General features: G+C 68.9%; 15 protein-coding genes. 4 read left to right on the top strand and 11 right to left on the bottom strand.

The window, feature by feature from the left end; genetic code table 11:
- Positions 1–2: 2 nt before the first annotated feature.
- Positions 3–1,136: a molecular chaperone DnaJ gene (gene dnaJ, locus CFN17_RS04700; protein ID WP_208750200.1), complete on the bottom strand. Its 1,134-nt coding sequence runs from the start codon at positions 1,134–1,136 to the stop codon at positions 3–5.
- A 75-nt stretch (positions 1,137–1,211) separates the two neighbouring features.
- The gene (gene hrcA, locus CFN17_RS04705; protein ID WP_208750201.1) at positions 1,212–2,225 is read right to left on the bottom strand and encodes a heat-inducible transcriptional repressor HrcA; all 1,014 of its coding nucleotides are present in this window, start codon (positions 2,223–2,225) and stop codon (positions 1,212–1,214) included.
- Between the two features lie 248 nt (positions 2,226–2,473).
- On the opposite strand from hrcA, the gene CFN17_RS04710 reads away from it, so the two are divergent.
- Positions 2,474–3,325: a DUF3097 domain-containing protein gene (locus CFN17_RS04710; RefSeq protein WP_208750202.1), complete on the top strand. Its 852-nt coding sequence runs from the start codon at positions 2,474–2,476 to the stop codon at positions 3,323–3,325.
- Positions 3,326–3,479: 154 nt separating this feature from the next.
- Positions 3,480–3,899 carry a DUF4870 domain-containing protein gene (locus tag CFN17_RS04715; RefSeq protein WP_208750203.1) on the top strand — a complete coding sequence of 140 codons (420 nt, stop codon included), beginning with the start codon at positions 3,480–3,482 and terminating at the stop codon, positions 3,897–3,899.
- 10 nt (positions 3,900–3,909) lie between these two features.
- On the opposite strand, the gene hemW is transcribed toward CFN17_RS04715, so the two are convergent.
- Both hemW and lepA read right to left on the bottom strand, forming a co-directional pair.
- Positions 3,910–5,148 carry a radical SAM family heme chaperone HemW gene (gene hemW / locus CFN17_RS04720; RefSeq protein ID WP_208750204.1) on the bottom strand — a complete coding sequence of 413 codons (1,239 nt, stop codon included), beginning with the start codon at positions 5,146–5,148 and terminating at the stop codon, positions 3,910–3,912.
- Positions 5,149–5,190: 42 nt separating this feature from the next.
- Positions 5,191–7,050: a translation elongation factor 4 gene (gene lepA, locus CFN17_RS04725; protein WP_208750205.1), complete on the bottom strand. Its 1,860-nt coding sequence runs from the start codon at positions 7,048–7,050 to the stop codon at positions 5,191–5,193.
- A 217-nt stretch (positions 7,051–7,267) separates the two neighbouring features.
- On the opposite strand from lepA, the gene CFN17_RS04730 reads away from it, so the two are divergent.
- Together CFN17_RS04730 and rpsT are read left to right on the top strand one after the other, a co-directional pair.
- Entirely contained in the window at positions 7,268–7,894 is a 627-nt protein-coding gene (locus CFN17_RS04730; protein ID WP_208750206.1) for a type II toxin-antitoxin system PemK/MazF family toxin, read from the top strand.
- A 208-nt stretch (positions 7,895–8,102) separates the two neighbouring features.
- Positions 8,103–8,363 (top strand): 30S ribosomal protein S20, encoded by a 261-nt coding sequence (gene rpsT, locus CFN17_RS04735; RefSeq protein ID WP_208750207.1) that lies wholly within the window; start codon positions 8,103–8,105, stop codon positions 8,361–8,363.
- A gap of 117 nt (positions 8,364–8,480) precedes the next feature.
- Here rpsT and holA read toward each other — a convergent pair whose 3' ends face one another.
- The 7 genes from holA to leuS all read right to left on the bottom strand — a co-directional run bounded on the left by holA (position 8,481) and on the right by leuS (position 17,477).
- Complete coding sequence (gene holA, locus CFN17_RS04740; RefSeq protein WP_208750208.1) at positions 8,481–9,497, bottom strand: DNA polymerase III subunit delta; 1,017 nt, start codon at positions 9,495–9,497, stop codon at positions 8,481–8,483.
- A complete protein-coding gene (locus CFN17_RS04745) occupies positions 9,431–10,942 on the bottom strand; it encodes a ComEC/Rec2 family competence protein (protein ID WP_261792365.1) in 1,512 nt (503 codons plus the stop codon). Before CFN17_RS04745 ends, holA begins: the two co-directional genes overlap by 67 nt.
- Before the next feature lie 379 nt (positions 10,943–11,321).
- Complete coding sequence (locus tag CFN17_RS04750; RefSeq protein WP_261792366.1) at positions 11,322–12,005, bottom strand: helix-hairpin-helix domain-containing protein; 684 nt, start codon at positions 12,003–12,005, stop codon at positions 11,322–11,324.
- A 1,268-nt stretch (positions 12,006–13,273) separates the two neighbouring features.
- Positions 13,274–13,498 (bottom strand): hypothetical protein, encoded by a 225-nt coding sequence (locus tag CFN17_RS04755; RefSeq protein WP_208750211.1) that lies wholly within the window; start codon positions 13,496–13,498, stop codon positions 13,274–13,276.
- Positions 13,499–13,545: 47 nt separating this feature from the next.
- The gene (locus tag CFN17_RS04760; RefSeq protein WP_208750212.1) at positions 13,546–13,731 is read right to left on the bottom strand and encodes a hypothetical protein; all 186 of its coding nucleotides are present in this window, start codon (positions 13,729–13,731) and stop codon (positions 13,546–13,548) included.
- 82 nt (positions 13,732–13,813) lie between these two features.
- Positions 13,814–14,785, bottom strand: coding sequence for a DegV family protein (locus tag CFN17_RS04765; protein WP_208750213.1), 972 nt, complete (start codon positions 14,783–14,785; stop codon positions 13,814–13,816).
- A 160-nt stretch (positions 14,786–14,945) separates the two neighbouring features.
- Positions 14,946–17,477: a leucine--tRNA ligase gene (leuS, locus tag CFN17_RS04770; RefSeq protein ID WP_208750214.1), complete on the bottom strand. Its 2,532-nt coding sequence runs from the start codon at positions 17,475–17,477 to the stop codon at positions 14,946–14,948.
- Positions 17,478–17,574: the final 97 nt, after the last annotated feature.

A 17,574-nucleotide genomic window follows, 5' to 3' on the forward strand; every position in this document is an offset into this window, starting at 1 on the left:
CGCTACAGGCTACCGAGCCGGTCGCGGAGTTTGGCGAAAAGTCCGTGGCTGGCGGCGAGCTTTCCCGGGTGGTTGTGTTCGCCGCGTGCCTTGGCGAGCTGCCGGAGAAGGTCTTCCTGGTGGGCGTCGAGCTTGTCCGGGGTTTCCACCTGCAGGTGGACTTTCAGGTCGCCGCGGCCGTGGCCGCGGAGGTGGGTGACGCCGAGGCCGCGCAGGGTGATGACCTCGCCCGGCTGGGTGCCCGGCTTGACATCGATTTCCTGGGGCCCGTCAAAGCTGTCCAGCTTCAGTTCCGCGCCGAGTGCCGCAGACGTCATGGGAATGTTCAGGCTCGCGTGCAGGTCATCACCGTCGCGGACAAAGGTGGGGTCGTTGTTGACCCGGATCTCCACGTACAGGTCGCCGGCCGGGCCGCCGGCGGGTCCGGCCTCGCCCTGGCCGGACAGCTGGATGCGGGTGCCTGTGGCGACACCGGCGGGGACCTTGACAGTCAGGGAACGGCGGCTGCGGATCCGGCCCTGGCCGCTGCACTCGTTGCAGGGATCCTTGATGACGGTGCCGAAGCCCTCGCAGGAACCGCAGGGCGCGGAGGTCATGACCTGGCCCAGGATGGACCGCATGGCGCGCTGGACCTGGCCGCTGCCGCCACAGATGTCGCAGCGGACCGGGTGGGTGCCCTCGCGGCAGCACGAGCCCTCGCACGTGGGGCAGATGACGGCCGTGTCGACCTCGAGCTTCTTATTGACCCCGAACACGGCGTCGCGGAGGTCGATCCGCACGCTGATCAGTGCGTCCTGGCCGCGGCGCATCCGGGACGCCGGGCCGCCCTGGCCCCCGCCGCCGCCGCCAAAGAAGGTCTCGAAGATGTCCTGGAACGCGAAGCCCTGGCCGGAGTAGGAACCGCCGCCGAAGCCGTTGTCGGTGCCGTTTTCGTTGCCCGTGGTGTCATAGACCCGGCGCTTCTGCGGGTCGGAGAGGACCTCATAGGCGTGCGTGACGGCCTTGAACCGGTCCGCGGCGTCCTCCCCCGGGTTGACGTCCGGGTGCAGGGTCCGGGCAAGTTTCCGGTAGGCCTTCTTGATTTCTTCCCCCGTTGCTTCGCGGGAGACTCCAAGAACGTCGTAGTGGCTGCTCAAAGTGTGTATCTCTTCCTTGTTGTACTGCCTGTGGGCATTGCCTGCGGGCAAGAAGTCGCGACGGTCCCGGGCCTGTCAGGGCCCCAGGATCCTGGAAAGGTAGCGGGCCACCGCTCGGACGGCTGCCATGGTGGTGGGATAGTCCATCCGGGTTGGCCCCAGGACGCCGACCTTGGCCGTGGCGTCCGGCCCGTAGGCGGTGGCCACCACCGAGGCTTCGGCGAGCCCGTCGTAGGGATTTTCGCGGCCGATGCTGACCGTGACACCGCGGGGGTCTTCAGCCATCTCGCTGAGCAGGCGGAGCATGACCACCTGTTCCTCGAGGGCCTCCAGCACGGGGCCGATGCTGAGCGGGAAGTCCACATTGGATCTGGCCAGGTTGGCCGTGCCGGCCATGACCATCCGCTCCTCACGGCTGCTGGTCGCCAGTGCCTCCAGGCCATGGGCCAGGGCGTGGGCAGCTCCGCGGCGCGCCGGAGCGGCGCCGGCGACGACGGCGGGCAGCAGTTGCGGCATCAGGCTCAGCGGGGTTCCGGAGAGGCCGGCCAGGAACGCGGTGCGCAGCTCGGCCAGCGCGTCATCGGCGATCTCCTGTCCGACGTCGACCACGCGCTGCTCCACTTTGCCGGTGTCCGCAATCAGCACCGTCAGCACTTTCCGGGGTGCCAGCAGCACGAACTCTATGTGCCGGACCCTGGCGCGGCTCAGCAGCGGATACTGCACGACGGCGACCTGGTTGGTCAGCTGGGCCAGCAGCCGCACGGTCCGGTCCAGGACGTCATCGAGGTCCTGGGATCCTTCCAGCAGCGCCTGAATGGCCCGGCGCTCGGCCGGGGACAACGGTTTGACGGCCGAGATCCGGTCGACAAACAGCCGGTAGCCCTTGTCCGTGGGGATCCGACCGGCGCTGGTGTGCGGTGCCGTGATGAGTCCCTCATCTTCCAGCGCCGCCATGTCATTGCGGATCGTGGCGCTGGACACGCCCAGGTGGTGGCGCTCCACCAGCGCCTTGGACCCGACAGGCTCGCGGGAATGGACATAGTCCTCCACGATGGCGCGCAGCACTTCGAGTTTGCGCGGTTCGCTCATGCTCCACCTCCAATCGACGCTCCCGCAGCCGGCGCCTGCCCCCGATCGTCCTCATCGCGTCCACCCGTGGGAAAGGGCGGTCCGGAACCGGACAGGGGTTAGCACTCGGCATGCCTAAGTGCTAACCAGTCTAATATGACTCGGCGCGTTGTTAGCATTGGATTCGCTCCGGGCGTTGCCCGCGGGTCCGGCCCCGGAGTGATTCCACTGACCGCCGTACGTTCCGAGTGCAAAGTTAGCGTGTAGAGATGTCGTACCAGAACTGGGGTCCCCAGGACCTGTCAGCCCCCGCCAAAACGCAGTTGCCGGAAGTCCCGGTGGAACGCGGCATGGTGCTCGAGGAGGTCCAGTCCGGGTGGGTTGGTGCCGTGACCCGGGTGGAAAAGTCCGGCGGCATGCATGTGGTGGCGCTCGAGGACAGGCGGGGCAAGTCCAGGTCCTTCCGCCTCGGTTTCGGCTTCCTGCTGGAGGGACAGCCGATCCGGCTAATGCCGCCGGCCCCGAAGCAGGCGGCCCCGGGCGCCGGTGCCGGCCGCACCGCCTCGGGCTCGGTTCGGGTGGCGGGACAGCGCGCGCAGGTGGCCAAAGCCAGCCGGATCTGGGTGGAAGGCAAGCACGACGCTGAACTTGTGGAAAAGGTCTGGGGCGATGACCTCCGGGTGGAGGGCATCGTCGTCGAGCCCCTGCACGGCATTGACGACCTTGCGGCGGCCGTGGCGGAGTTCCGGCCGGGCCCGGGCCGCCGGCTCGGTGTGCTCGTCGACCATCTGGTGCCCGACTCCAAGGAATCCCGGATCGCCGAGGCGGTCATGGCCTCGCCGGGTGCCGCCGGCAACGTGCTGATCGTGGGACACCCGTATGTGGACGTGTGGCAGGCCATCCGGCCCGCCGTGCTGGGGATCGAACGCTGGCCCGTGGTCCCCCGCGGCGTCGACTGGAAGACCGGGATCCTGACGGCCTTCGGGTGGCCCCATGAAACGAAGGAGGACATCGGTCTCGGCTGGCAGAAGCTCCTCGGGGCAGTGCGCAGCTACGCCGATCTGGAACCCTCCCTGCTGGGCCGGGTCGAAGAGGTCATCGACTTCCTCACCGTGCCGTAGCCCGACGTGGCGGCCGCCCGGCGGTCCCCATTTCGGCGGCCGAGCAAGTATTCTTGGAACGGCGGCCGCGCTCCCGGCGCGGTCCCGGCAATTCACGGCATGACCACCGCAGAACCAAGCAGCATCGCATCACCGCAATCCGAAGGGCTACATCGTGGCAGATAACGCACGCGAACACACGGGCAACCAGGCCGGCCATGGCCAGGCCCCGTACCATGGCGTTCCGGCAAATGCGCTCCCATTGACGGCCAGTGAGGACCGGCGGTGGGCCACCCTGGCGCACTTCGGCGGCATCCTGGGCTGTGTGCCCTCGCTGCTGATCTACCTGATCTTCAAGGACCGCGGCCCGTTCACCGCGCAGGAATCCAAGGAAGCCCTCAATTTCACGCTGCCCCCCACGATCGCGGCGGTGCTCGCCAATCTGCTGGTCTTCATTCCGGTGGTCGGCAATCTCTTTGCCGTGCTGGCCACGGTGATCTGGATTGCCGTGACCTGCTTCTCGGTCGCGGCAGGCATCCACGTCAACCGCGGCCAGCCGCACCGTTACGAGTTCAACCTGCGCTGGATCAAGTAGCCCGTCCGGCTTAGTCCGGCAGGATCCGGCGGACGACGGCGTCGGCCAGCAGCCGGCCCTTGAGCGTGAGGACCAGCCTTCCCTTGAACGCGGCCGCGGGCTCCACCAGTCCGTCGGCGATCAGCCCGGCGACGGCGTGCCGGCCGGTATCGCCCAGGCCCCCGAGGCTGGGGATGTCGAGGCCGGTGCTGAGGCGGGCCTCGAGCATCACACGCTCCACGGAGCGGGTCGCGGCGTCCAGGGTTTCCCGGCCCGCGGCGGGCGAGGCCCCGGCGCCGAGGCGGTTGGCGTACGCGGTGGGGTGCTTGACGTTCCACCAGCGGACTCCGCCGACATGTGAGTGCGCGCCGGGTCCGATCCCCCACCAGTCGTCGCCGCGCCAGTAGGCGAGGTTGTGCCGGCACGCCTGTTGCGGGGTCCGCGACCAGTTGCTGACCTCGTACCACGCAAGCCCGGCCGCTGAGATCAGCTGGTCGGCGAGTTCGTACTTGGCGGCGTGGTCGTCGTCGTCGATTTCCGGGACTTCGCCGCGACGGATCTGCGCGGCCAGCTTGGTGCCATCCTCGACGATCAGCGCGTAGGCGCTGATGTGGTCAGGCTCGTAGGACAGCGCGGTTTCCAGTGAGTAGCGCCAGTCCTCCATCGATTCCCCGGGCGTGCCGTAGATCAGGTCGAGGCTGACGGCCAGCCCGGCATCACGCGCCCAGCGGACTACTTCCGGCACCCGGGAGGGCGTGTGCGTGCGATCCAGGACCTTCAGGACGTGGGGCACGGCGGACTGCATGCCGAAGGAGACCCGGGTGAACCCCGCGTCGGCCAGCAGTTGCAGGGACTCGGGCGTGACGGAGTCCGGGTTGGCCTCGGTGGTGACCTCGGCGCCGGGCTCCAGGCCCCAGGCTTCGATCGCGGCGCTGAGGATGCCGGCGAGGTCCTCCGCGGGGAGCAGGGTGGGAGTGCCGCCGCCGAAGAAAACGGTGCTGAGCGGGCGGGCCGGCAGCCCGGACTCTTTCAGGACGCGCCCGGCGAAGGCCACTTCCGCGATCGCGGTGCCCGCGTAGGCGTCCTGCGATGCGCCGCCGCCCAGTTCGGTGGCGGTGTAGGTGTTGAAATCGCAGTACCCGCAGCGGACCGCGCAGAACGGGATGTGCACGTACAGCCCGAAGGCACGGTGCTCGGCCCCGGCAGCCGCCTGGGCGGGCAGGAGCCCGTCCGGCGGCGCCGGGTCACCGAGGGGAAGGACGCTAGGCACGGGCCCCGCCCACTGTCGCGGCTGCTGTCATGACCGGCACCGCTACTTCTTGGCCTTGTCCTTGGCCTTGGACTCCTCCGTGGTGAGGGCGGCAATGAACGCTTCCTGCGGCACCTCGACGCGGCCCACCATCTTCATGCGCTTCTTGCCTTCCTTCTGCTTCTCCAGCAGCTTGCGCTTTCGGGTGATGTCACCGCCGTAGCACTTGGCGAGCACGTCCTTGCGGATGGCGCGGATGTTTTCCCGGGCGATGATCCGGGAGCCGATGGCGGCCTGGATGGGAACCTCGAACTGCTGCCGCGGGATGAGTTCACGCAGTTTGCCGGTCATCATGACGCCGTAGGCGTAGGCCTTGTCGCGGTGTGTGATGGCGGAGAAGGCGTCCACCTGCTCACCCTGGAGCATGATGTCGACCTTGACGAGGTCGGCGACCTGGTCGCCGTCGGCCTTCCAGTCCAGCGAGCCGTAGCCGCGGGTCTTGGACTTGAGGATGTCGAAGAAATCGAAGACGATCTCGGCCAGCGGAAGCCGGTAGCGGATCTCCACCCGGTCCTCGGAGAGGTAGTCCATGCCGCCCATGACGCCGCGGCGGCTCTGGCAGAGCTCCATGATGGCACCGACAAACTCGTTCGGCGCCAGGATGGTGGCGGACACCATCGGCTCACGGACCTCGGCGACCTTCCCCGTGGGATATTCGCTCGGGTTCGTGACGTGGACCACCGACTTGTCCTCCAGCGTCACCTCGTACTCGACGTTGGGGGCCGTGGAGATCAGGTCCAGGTTGTACTCGCGCTCCAGCCGTTCACGGGTGATTTCCAGGTGCAGCAGCCCCAGGAAGCCGACGCGGAAGCCAAAGCCCAGCGCCGCGGACGTCTCAGGCTCGTAGACCAGCGCGGCGTCGTTGAGCATGAGCTTTTCCAGGGCGTCGCGGAGCACCGGGTAGTCCGTGCCGTCCAGCGGGTACAGGCCGGAGAAGACCATCGGCTTCGCGTCGGCGTAACCGGGGAGGGAGTCGCTGGCCGGCTTGGCCAGGTTGGTGACGGTGTCGCCCACCTTGGACTGGCGGACGTCCTTCACGCCGGTGATCAGGTAGCCCACCTCGCCCACGCCCAGGCCCTTGGACGGGATGGGCTCGGGTGAGCTGACACCGATCTCCAGGAGCTCGTGGCTGGCGCGGGTGGACATCATCTGGATGCGTTCGCGGGGATGCAGCATTCCGTCGACCACGCGGACGTACGTGACGACGCCGCGGTAGGTGTCGTACACCGAGTCGAAAATCATGGCCCGGGCCGGGGCATCGGGGTCCCCGACCGGGGCGGGGAGGTCGCGGATGATCTTGTCCAGCAGCGCTTCCACGCCCGCGCCGGTCTTGCCGGAGACGCGGAGCACGTCTTCAGGGTCGCCGCCGATCAGGCTGGCGAGTTCGGCCGCGTACTTTTCCGGCTGGGCCGCCGGGAGGTCGATCTTGTTCAGGACCGGGATGATCGTGAGGTTGTTCTCCATCGCCAGGTAGAGGTTGGCGAGCGTCTGGGCCTCGATGCCCTGGGCGGCGTCCACGAGGAGGACCGCGCCCTCGCAGGCCGCGAGCGAGCGGGAGACCTCGTAGGTGAAGTCAACGTGGCCGGGCGTGTCGATCATGTTCAGTGCGTAGCTGACGCCGTCGAGTTCCCAAGGCATGCGCACTGCCTGGGACTTGATGGTGATGCCGCGTTCGCGCTCAATGTCCATGCGGTCCAGGTACTGGGCCTTCATGTCACGGGACTGGACAACGCCGGTGTACTGGAGCATCCGGTCGGCCAGCGTGGACTTGCCGTGGTCAATGTGCGCAATGATGCAGAAGTTCCGGATGATGGCCGGATCTGTTGCGGCGGGCACCGGGGCGGTGCGGGCCATGGGAGACACGCAGGGTCCTTACTGTTGGCATTACGGTGGGCTTTTCCACGGATCGGCGCGATGCTGGTTCCCCAGCACGCGACGTGCCGCATTAATCGTTCCTATAGTCTCCCATGCCCGGGCCTGTCGGGGCGCATCACTCCCCCGCCGCTTCCCGGCCATGCCTGCCCGGCTGCTGCGCAGCGCACGCCGGGAGCTCCGGGGCGGCTGCCGGTAGGGTGGCACCATGGCATGGAACTTGCGCTCGATCAGCAACGCCGTCCGCGGCACGCTGCGTTTCCTGGACAAACTCAGCGGCCCGGCGTCGGGCACCACCCGCGGTCCGGCCGCGAAACCGGTAAAGCGGCCGGCAGCGAAACCAACCGTTAGGCCCGCCGGGAAGCGGAGCCCGGCGCAGCCCCGGATCGGCGCGCCCGCCCGGACCCCGGAGGCCCCGGCGACCGGACTAACGGGAACCTATCCCGGCGACTTCCGCGGACGGGCTTCCGTGCGCTACGCGCCTGCCCCGAACGGCCGGCCCGAGCCGGGTGAAATCGTCTGGACCTGGGTGCCGTATGAAGAGGACTACTCCCAGGGCAAGGACCGCCCCGTGCTGCTGGTGGGCGCCCATGGCGGGTACCTGCTGGGCCTGATGCTGACCAGCAAGGATCACGACGGCGACTCCCGGCGGGCGGATGATTACGTGGACATCGGCACGGGACCGTGGGACCGCCAGTGGCGGCCCAGCGAAGCCAAGCTGGACCGGGTGCTGCAGATCAAGGCGCAGGACATCCGCCGCGAAGGCGCGATCCTGGATGCGGGCCGCTTCAGCGTCGTCGCCTCGGCCTTGCGGGAACGCCGCGGCTGGAGCTGACCCAGTTGGACCCGGCGGAAGGGCCACGCCGGGCAATCGCCGGAACTCGTGCCCGGACCGTCCCCTCTGCTAGTATTTACAGCTGTGTGTCCGTGCAGGTCGACGGCCACAGATGGTTGGTCGCCATAGGTATCCCCACGCCGCTCAGTCAATGGCCAATCTGAAAGCCCTCTAGACCATTTTCCGCATTGAAAAAGAGAGTTCACACGTGGCTAATATCAAGTCCCAGAAGAAGCGCATCCTGACCAACGAGAAGGCTCGCCTGCGCAACAACGCAGTCAAGTCCGAGCTGAAGACTGCCATCCGCGCCGTCAACGCCGCCGTTGAGTCCACCGACAAGGATGCTGCGTCTGCTGCTCTGGTTACTGCCAGCCGTAAGCTGGACAAGGCTGTCAGCAAGGGCGTTCTTCACAAGAACAACGCTGCAAACCGCAAGTCCGCGATCTCCAAGAAGGTCAACGCACTCTAAGGTTTTCCAGTTCGCCTGAACTGATGATTGTGGCCGGCACCTCCAGGTGCCGGCCACATCCGTTTAATCCGCCTCCCCGTACGCGCACAATGTGCGGCCAGCGGCGGCGTCCGCTAATCACGCACTGCGGGCAGAGGTGGCGATCACCGTCACGGCATGCTCGACGGCGTAGACGGGGTCCCTCGAGAGTCCCTTGACCTGGGCGTCGGCCTCGGCGGTGACCTGGATGGAACGGACCAGCCCCTCCGGCGTCCAGCGCCGGACGTCCCGCTGGGCCTGTTCCACGAGCCACGGCTGCATGCCCAGCTGCTTGGCAATCTGCGAGGACGACCCCTGGGCCCCGGCCACTTTCGCCAGGGAACGCAGCTTGGACGCCAGGGCCGCCACGATCGGCACCGGATCCGCTCCGGTGGCCAGCGCGTGGCGCAGGGTGGAGAGCGCCAGCGGTCCGTTGCCGGCCATCGCGGCGTCCGCGACCTTGAAAGCCGTGGCCTCCACCCGGCCGCCGTAGTACTTGTCCACCATGGCGGCATCCACGGCCGTGGTGGCGTCGGCGATCAGCTGGCTGCAGGCCGCGGCAAGTTCCGCGAGCTGCGCGCCGACCGCGTTGACGAGGGCGTGCACTGCGTCGGGCTCGATGCGCCGGGAAGCCGCCTTGAACTCCGCTGTAACGAACGCGACCTTGTCGGCGTCCTTCTTTAGGGGCTGGCAGTCCACCACCGGCCAGCCGCCGGCCTTCACCGCATCCAGCAGCTTCTTGCCGCGGGTTCCCCCGGCGTGGCGGAGCACCAGCACGGCGTCCGGTTCCGGTCCGGCCACATATTTCAGGGCATCGGCGAGGAATGCGTCATTCATCGTTTCCAGCCCGTCGACCTCGATGAGCTTCTGTTCGCCGAACAGCGACGGGCTGACGTTCATGGCCAGCGACCCTGCCGTGTAGCTGCCTGCGTTGAGCCGGGTGACTTCGACGTCGGGCGCGGCCCCGCGGACCTGGCCGCGGATGCGGTCCATGGCCCGGGAGCCCAGGTAGTCTTCCGGCCCTCCGACCAGGACGATCGCCGCAGGCGTCACATCGCGCCAGGTGGCGCCCGCCGTCGCCGGGGTCCTGGTTCTTTGGGTCTGGGCAGCAGCCACGCGTGATTCCTCCCGGAAATTGGATTGCGGACTCTAAGCGTCCCATGCCCGGACCGGTGGTCCAAGCCGCGCCCGGCGTCCCGCGGCAGGCGTTCAAGCAGGGCAACCGTCCGCGCGTGGGCGGCCAGGGCGCCCCGGACTGCCGCGCCCGGGTGCAGTGCCAGCCACACCGTGGTCAGGGCAACCGCGGAGAAAAGACCCATGGTGGCCGCTCCAAAGGGTCCCTCGGGCCAGGGCAGGACGGCGCCGGGCAGCGACGCGAAGTACCGGGCGATCGCCGCCACGGCTCCCGTGCAGGCGGCAGGCGCGGCCATGAGGGTTTCTGCCGCGGCTGGAATCGCCGGCAGAAACGCCACGGCTGCGGAACCCAGCAGCGTGACGGGCGCAACGAGCACTGCTGCGGCCATGTTTGCGGGCAGGGCGTAGGTACTGAACTGCGGCTGCAGCAACACGATCACCGGACCGCAAAAGAGCTGCGCGGACAGCGGCACGGCGTAGCCGGCGGCCGCCCAGCGCGGCACCCGGGCCGGCAGCCAGTCTATGATCCGCCGCCCGGTGACGACGATTCCCAGGGTGGCGAGGACCGAGAGCAGGAATCCGAAGCTTGTTGCCAGGACCGGCTGTGCCAGCAGGAGGCCGATGACGGCCACGCACAGAAGGCTCAGTCCGCGCCCTGCCCTGCCGAAGGCTACCGATGCGAGGCCGATCCCGCCCATCAACGCGGCCCGAAGCACACTGGGGTCCGGGCCCACCATCAGGACGAACAATCCGAGCCCGGCGAGGCTGGCTGCTGCGGCCGCCGTGCGCGACAGACGCAGGGAGCGGGCAGCGAGGAGCAGCGCGCCAAGGACCAGGCTGCAGTTTGCGCCGCTGACGGCGGTCAAATGCGTCATCCCGACCGTCTTCATGGCCGCTTCCAGATCCACGTCCAGGGCACTGGTATCTCCGGTGACCATGCCGGGCAGCAGGCCGCCGGCGTCACCACCAAACCGCGCTGCCGCGACGGTGAAGTTCCTGCGCAGAGCGCTGGTTCCCGCTTGCCAGATTCCGGGGTCCCCCAGCACTGCCGGGGCGGACGAGGCGGAAAGGATGCCCGCTGCCGGCTCGCCGGGCGGCGCTGGCCGCAGCTTTCCGGCGGCGCGCAGTCGCTGGCCCGGAACAGCCGGCCCCCACGCGGGTCCGCCCATGACGGTGAGCCTCGCTTCGCCCTCGACCCTGAGGCCGCCATGCGCCATCGCCATCAGCGTTGCCGGCACCGCCCATCGATCCGACACGGCGCCGGAACCGTGTGTGGAGAGCTTCCGCGGGAATCCGGTGATCTCAAGTTCCGCAACCACGGCCGCGCGGGCGCCCACCGCCTCGGCTATGGCACCGGCGTCGCGCCGGGACGCATCGACGGCGGCGTGCGCCCCTGTCGCGGCCGAGATGAGCAGCGCGACAGCCACCGTGGCATGGAAGCTGCCTCCGGCTCTGTCTTTCCCGGCTCTGCCTTTCCCGGCTCTTTCCCGTGCTTCCATTAGGCGGCCCGCCCTTGTGCGGCCCGGGCTGGCCCGCCCCGCACGCCACAGCAGAAGGCCGGCGACCGTCGCCATGCCGGCGCAGAGTCCGGCGAGCACGGCCACCGGCAGCCAGTTTCCGGCGATGGCGGTTGCCCAGGCCATAAGGGCCGGCGGTACCAGCCGGATGTCCGTCCGCGGGCGCCGCTCGGCCGTGGGCCGTTTCCCGGGCCGGTCGCGTGCCGCCAGGCGCAGGAGGTGCAGGCTCAAGCGCGCTGCGGCCTCAAGAGGGACATACTGCGGCGGCCGGGGGCTGCGCGTGGCCATGTCAGACGCTCACCAGGGGCAGCAGCGCCTCGAGTAGCTTCGGGCCGATGCCGTCCACCGCATCGAGTTCCTGCACTGTCTTGAAGCGGCCGTGTTGCCGGCGCCAGTCCACAATCCGCTGCGCCAGCACGGGTCCGACGCGCGGCAGGGTTCCCAATTCCTCGAGGCCGGCAGTATTGAGGTTGATCTTGCGTCCGTCGGCGCCCTGGCCGGCGCTGCCGGCGCTACCTGCGCCGCCCGTGCCGGAGGCGGGCCCGCCGGCACCCGCGCCGGATGCGCCGGACGGATCGGGTTCGCCGCGGGCAGGGACGAAGACCTTCTGACCGTCTTCCAGCACGGCGGCAAGGTTGAGCCGGTCCGGATCTGCCGTGGCTGTAGCGCCGCCCGCGGCGCTGATGGCATCGTGCAACCGGCTGCCGGGCGGCACCTGGACCACTCCGGGCGTGGCTACCGCACCGGCGACGTGCACGGTGATGCTGGCCGCGCCGGCGCCGGAATCGTCTCCGGACGGCGACGCAGGGATCACGGAGGCGAGGCCGGATTCCTCTACCGCGGCGGGTGCGGGTTCGCTCAGCGGCGCCACCCGGGGCCCTCCGGTGCCTGCCTGCCACCAGAAGCCACAACCCATCGCCAAGGCGACGAGTCCCAGCAGCGCCGCCGCCCGCAGTCCGGTCCCCACCCTCACGCGGACCGCTCCAGGCGCCCCTCCTTCGCGCCCGTTGCCGGAGCGCCGGTACCCGCTGTGTCGGTTTCCACCGCTCCCGCTGCCGGCAGGACCGTGCCCGTTAAGCCCGGACGACACCTGCACGTCCAATAACCCCGGGGAGCGGCCGGTATCCTGTCCGGCGGGCCGCGACTCCGCCGCATGCCGGCAGGCCCGGGAATGCCCGGCGTCCACAGCATTGCCTGGCCCGCCGAGCGTCGCCGCCAGGCGTGCCCGGGCAGGCTTTACTCCCCTGGCGGTTTCAGCTCCCGGGCTCCGGCGCGACATGGGAACGACACTAGGAGATCCCCGACCCCTAAAACATCGGGGTCCGGGCGTATGTGGATATACCCGCGTAATCCGCGTATTTTTGCGGTGCCGTCCAAGTATTCCCTACGCTGGTGCCTGTTTGGACCCGGTGGTAACGTCGGCATCCAATCGAGAGTAGCTTGCCGGCTGGGGGCAACCCTGATCGCCTGGGTGTCTTCGCCAGGCGTCGAAAGCTGGTGTGCAATGACGAAGGTGTTCGGGTCGGCGGCGGCCATCGCGCTGGGTGGCGTGCTGCTGTCGACTCCGCCGGCCCTGGCAGACGCAGCGCAAGCTACCTCGACCCAGGTCGTCAAGTTCTCGCTGGACGGCAGCTACTGCCCGCAACACGGCTTGTACGGCATCTCCCACGTGAGCGTTGATGGCACGGCGGGCATGACAGCGGACCAGAACTTCATCTGGACCACCCAGCAGGCCGCCACGTCCATCCACCAGGTTCCGCCGGCCGGCGCCATTGCCAATGTCACGATCGTCTACCACTGCAACGTGCAGGTGCTTTGGTGGCTGGAGCCCGGCAGCGCCCACAAAGTGAACACGTCCGTGTGGGTCAACGGCTCGGGTGACCAGCCCAGCTACACCATTAAACCGAACCAGCCGGTGCCGCAGCCGCCCGCACCCGGTCCGACGGCCCAGCCAACGCAAGCTCCGGCGCCCGGACCAACTGCAGGGCCGACGGCCCAGCCAACGCAGGCACCCGCACCCCGGCCGACAGCCCAGCCAACCCAGCCGCCAACACCCGGACCGACAACTCCGGCGGCGCCGTCCGCACTGCAGCCGCCGCCGTCGTCCGCCCTCCTGCAGATCACCCAGCCGGCGAAACAGCCCGCTGCCGGGCCGACAGCCCAGCCAGCGCCGGCCGTGACCCCCACGCCCGCCCCCGCGCCCGGGCAGCCCACGCCGCAGCCCACGCTGACGCCGGCACCTCAGCCGACGCCGTCCACCACCCCCACGTCCGGGCAGGCAGAGCCGACGTCGGAGCCGACCCCGCAGCCCACGACGACGAGCGCTCCCCCGCCGACCACTGCCCCGCCGACGTCGGAGCCTGAACCGTCGGCGCGGGCAACGTCCAAGCCGACGGCGTCGGCGACGCCGCGGTCAACGGCCTCCGCCACGCCGAAGTCCGGGGCGACGCCCAAGTCGGGGCCCACGCCTACGCCGTGAGACGCGGCGCGGCGTCGGGGCCTGTTGCTGGGGCCTACTGCTGGTAGGTGATGTAAGCCTCGTACTGCACCCGCCACTTTCCGGCATCCTTGGGGTCCGGCACGGTGGTGGTGAGGAATTGGACGCTGGTTACCTGGCCTTTGAGGTATTTGAGCCATTTGGTCACCTCTTCCGCCACATCGCGATCGAACTGGGCTACGTGGTGCACCTGCATTGACATCGTGGCCTCCGGATACCGGGTGGGTTCAGTGCAGTGACTTTACCGCCCGCGCACCGTTCCGGCCAGAGCCTCGCCCGCAGGCCTACACGTCCGATTCCCCAACGATCACCGCCAGTACGCCCAGCCCCGCGTGGGCCGCCAGGACGGCAGGAAGGGAGCTGATCTGGGCCGGCGGACAGTCGGGCAATGCAAGGGCCAGGCGCCCCGCAAGCTCTTCGGCCTCGGCGCGGTTGCCGAAATGATGCACGGCCAGCCGCGCCTGCCCCGCCGGGCGTGCCGAGGCATCTGCGATGACGATTTCCTCCAACCGCGCGATGGCCCGTGCCGCGGACCTGACCTTTTCCACCGGAATGACCCGGCCGCCGTCGACGGCGAGGATGGGCTTGATGGAGAACATGGTTCCCCAGAGTGAGGCCGCTGCCCCGATCCTGCCGCCCCGGCGAAGCTGCTCGAGGCTGGGAACGTAGAAGTAGACCTTGGTGCGGTCCAGCCGGTCCTGGGCGGCGGCCTTCACCCCGGCGGCGTTCGTCCCGCGGGCCGCCGCAGCGATGGCACTCTGCACGCCCATCCCCTGGGCCATACCAACTGTGCGGGTGTCGAGGACCTCCACCGGGATGCCGACCCGTCCGGCCGCCAGGCGTGCGGCGTCTGCAGTGCCGGACAGCTCCCCGGAGATGTGGAGGGACACCACGGACCGGAAGCCGCGTCCGGCGGCGGCCCGGTAGGCATGTTCGAACTGCCCCGGTGACGGACGGGAGGTCTTGACGGGCTTGCCGCCGGCCAGGGCCACGGCGATCTTCTCGCCGATGTCATCCTCGCCTTCGCCGTAAATCTCGGCGCCCACCATCACGGGCATCGGCACCACTGTCAGGCGGCCGTCAACGGTGAACTCCCGGACCCAATCGGCCGGGAGCGCCGCGGCCGAGTCCGTGACCACCGCCACCTCCGCAACTGCGGCGGGAACTGCTTCCGGGACACTGCCGGCCTTAGGGCCCGGCCGCAGGCGGACAAGCCGCTCCCGCAGCCGCGGCCAGGCGGGGTCACGGTCTGGCATGAGGGACCTCCTGCTGTCGGGAAAACATGAACCGGGTCACCAGCCACAGCGTATCCTGCCCGCGGGCCGGCCTTAATGACGGCATTCCTGGAGACAGCACTGGCCGCCGGCGGCTGCCGGCGGCCAGTCTCAGGCTATTGTGTCAGGCTACGACACCAGGCTAGGCCGGAACGATGTTGACCAGTTTAGGCGCCCGCACGATCACGGTGCGCAGGGCGCGGCCGTCGAGGGCCCGCTGGACGTTCTCCGAGGCCAGCGCCAGTTCGCGCAGTGCGTCCTCGGAAATGTCCGGCGCAACCTCCAGGCGGTCCCGCACCTTGCCCTGCACCTGGACGACCGCGGTAACCGTGTCCTCGACGAGCAAGGCGTCATCGTGCGTGGGCCAGCCCGCGTTGGCAACCGACGCCGGGTGTCCCAGGACGTTCCAGAGATCCTCGGCGGTGTACGGCGCAAAGAGGCTCAGGATCACGGCAACGGCTTCCGCGGCCTCACGGACGGCGGGGTCCGCCCCGCCCGCACCGGCGGCTGCGTCGATTTTCTTGCGCGTCGCGTTGACCAGCTCCATGAGCTTCGCCACCACCACGTTGAACTTGTTGGAGTCCAGCAAGGCCTGCGCGTCGGCGATGGTGCGGTGGGTGACGGTGCGCAGGGCACGGTCACCGGTGGAGAAGTCGACGCCGGGTTCGCTCGCCACGTCCTGGCCGAGCCGCCAGGCCCTGGCAAGGAATTTCGCGGAGCCCGACGGCGACACGTCCGCCCAGTCGACGTCATCTTCCGGCGGGGAGGCGAAGATCATGGTCAGGCGCACGGCGTCGACGCCATACTTGTCCAGCTGCTCGCCGAGGTCCACGCCGTTGCCCAGGGACTTGCTCATGGCCTTGCCGCCGTTGAGCACCTGGCCCTGGTTCAGCAGCGCCCGGAAAGGTTCGTCGGCGTCGATCATGCCGAGGTCGTGGATGACTTTGGTGAAGAACCGCGCGTAGAGCAGGTGCAGGATGGCGTGCTCGACGCCGCCGACGTACTGGCCCACCGGCATCCAGTCGTTGATCTTGGCCGGATCGAAGGGGCCCTCGGTGAACTGCGGGGAGACGAAGCGCAGGAAGTACCACGAGGAGTCCACGAAGGTGTCCATAGTGTCCGTGTCGCGCTTTGCCGGCCCGTGGCAGTCGGGGCATTCGACGTTGACCCAGGCCTCGGCGGCGGCCAGCGGTGAGGTGCCTTTCGGGGACAGGTCCTCGCCGCGCAGGTCCGCCGGCAGGGTGACGGGCAGCTGGTCGTCCGGGACCGGGACCTCGCCGCAGGCCGGGCAGTGGATGATGGGGATCGGGGTACCCCAGAAGCGCTGCCGGCTGAGCAGCCAGTCACGCAGGCGGAAGTTCACGAACTTTTCGCCGGTCCCCTGCTCCTCCAGGATCGCGATGGCGGCCGGGATGGCCTCGGCCTTCGCCAGCCCGTCCAGTGCGCCGGAATTGATCAGGGTGCCCTCGCCGGCGGTGGCCGTGCCGGAGACGGCGGGGTCTTCCTCGCCGGTGTCCAGTACTGCCCGGACTGGCAGGTCGAAGGTCTTGGCGAAGTCGAGGTCGCGCTGGTCGTGGGCTGGGACGGCCATGATGGCGCCCGTGCCGTAGTCGGCCAGAACGTAGTCCGCCGCCCAGACGGGCAGCTTCTCGCCGTTGAGCGGGTTGATCGCGTAGCGGCCGGTGAAAACGCCCGTCTTCTCGCGCTCGGTGGACTGGCGCTCGATCTCCGACAGTGCCTTGACCTGTTCGCGGTAGGCGTCCAGGGCGGCGGCGTGCTCCCCGGTGACGAGTTCGACGGCGAGCGGCGCGTCGGCCGCGACGACGAAGAACGTGGCGCCGTAGAGGGTGTCCGGGCGGGTGGTGAAGACCGTGACGTCCTTGGCGGGCTTGCCGCCTTCGGCCTCGATCACGAAGTTGACGTGGGCGCCCTCGGAGCGCCCGATCCAGTTCTTCTGCATGGCCAGGACGCGCTCGGGCCAGTGCCCGCGCAGTTCGTCCATGTCATCGAGCAGCCGGTCCGCGTAGTCCGTGATCTTGAAGTACCACTGGTTCAGGGACTTCTTGGTGACCGGCGTGCCGCACCGTTCGCAGGCCCCATTGACCACCTGTTCGTTCGCCAGCACCGTCTGGTCCTTGGGGCACCAGTTGACCGGGGAATCCTTGCGGTAGGCCAGTCCACGCTCATAGAACCGCTTGAAGAGCCACTGGGTCCAGCGGTAGTACTCCGGGTCCGAGGTATGCAGGCGGCGGGACCAGTCCGCCGAGATGGCGTAGCGCTTGAACGACGCCGCCTGGGTGTCGATGTTGGCGTAGGTCCATTCGCTGGGGTGCGCGTTGCGCTTGATTGCGGCGTTCTCGGCGGGCAGGCCGAAGGAGTCCCAGCCGATCGGATGCAGCACGTCGTAGCCCTGCTGGCGCAGGTACCGGGCCACCACATCGCCCATCGCGAACGCCTCGGCGTGGCCCATGTGAAGGTCACCGGACGGGTACGGGAACATGTCCAGCACGTAGCGGCGTTCCTTCGAGCCGTCGTCGAGCGGCGTGAAGACCTTCAGGTCCTCCCAGACCTGCGGCCACTTGGCTTCCATCGACGCGAAGCTGTAGGCACCTTCCTCGGGCGCCTCCGCCGCGGCTGCTGGTGATCCGGTCTGTGTTTCCGGCTGAACGCTCACTGCTGGCCTCTTCTGTTCTACGCGGCCTGTCATGACAAGCCTGCCTGCCTTCAGGCCTGCCTGCCGCCAGGCCTGTTTCCTTCAAGTCTGCATGGTC

The organism is Arthrobacter sp. PM3 (assembly GCF_003352915.1).
In the GTDB taxonomy this organism is placed as follows: domain Bacteria; phylum Actinomycetota; class Actinomycetes; order Actinomycetales; family Micrococcaceae; genus Arthrobacter.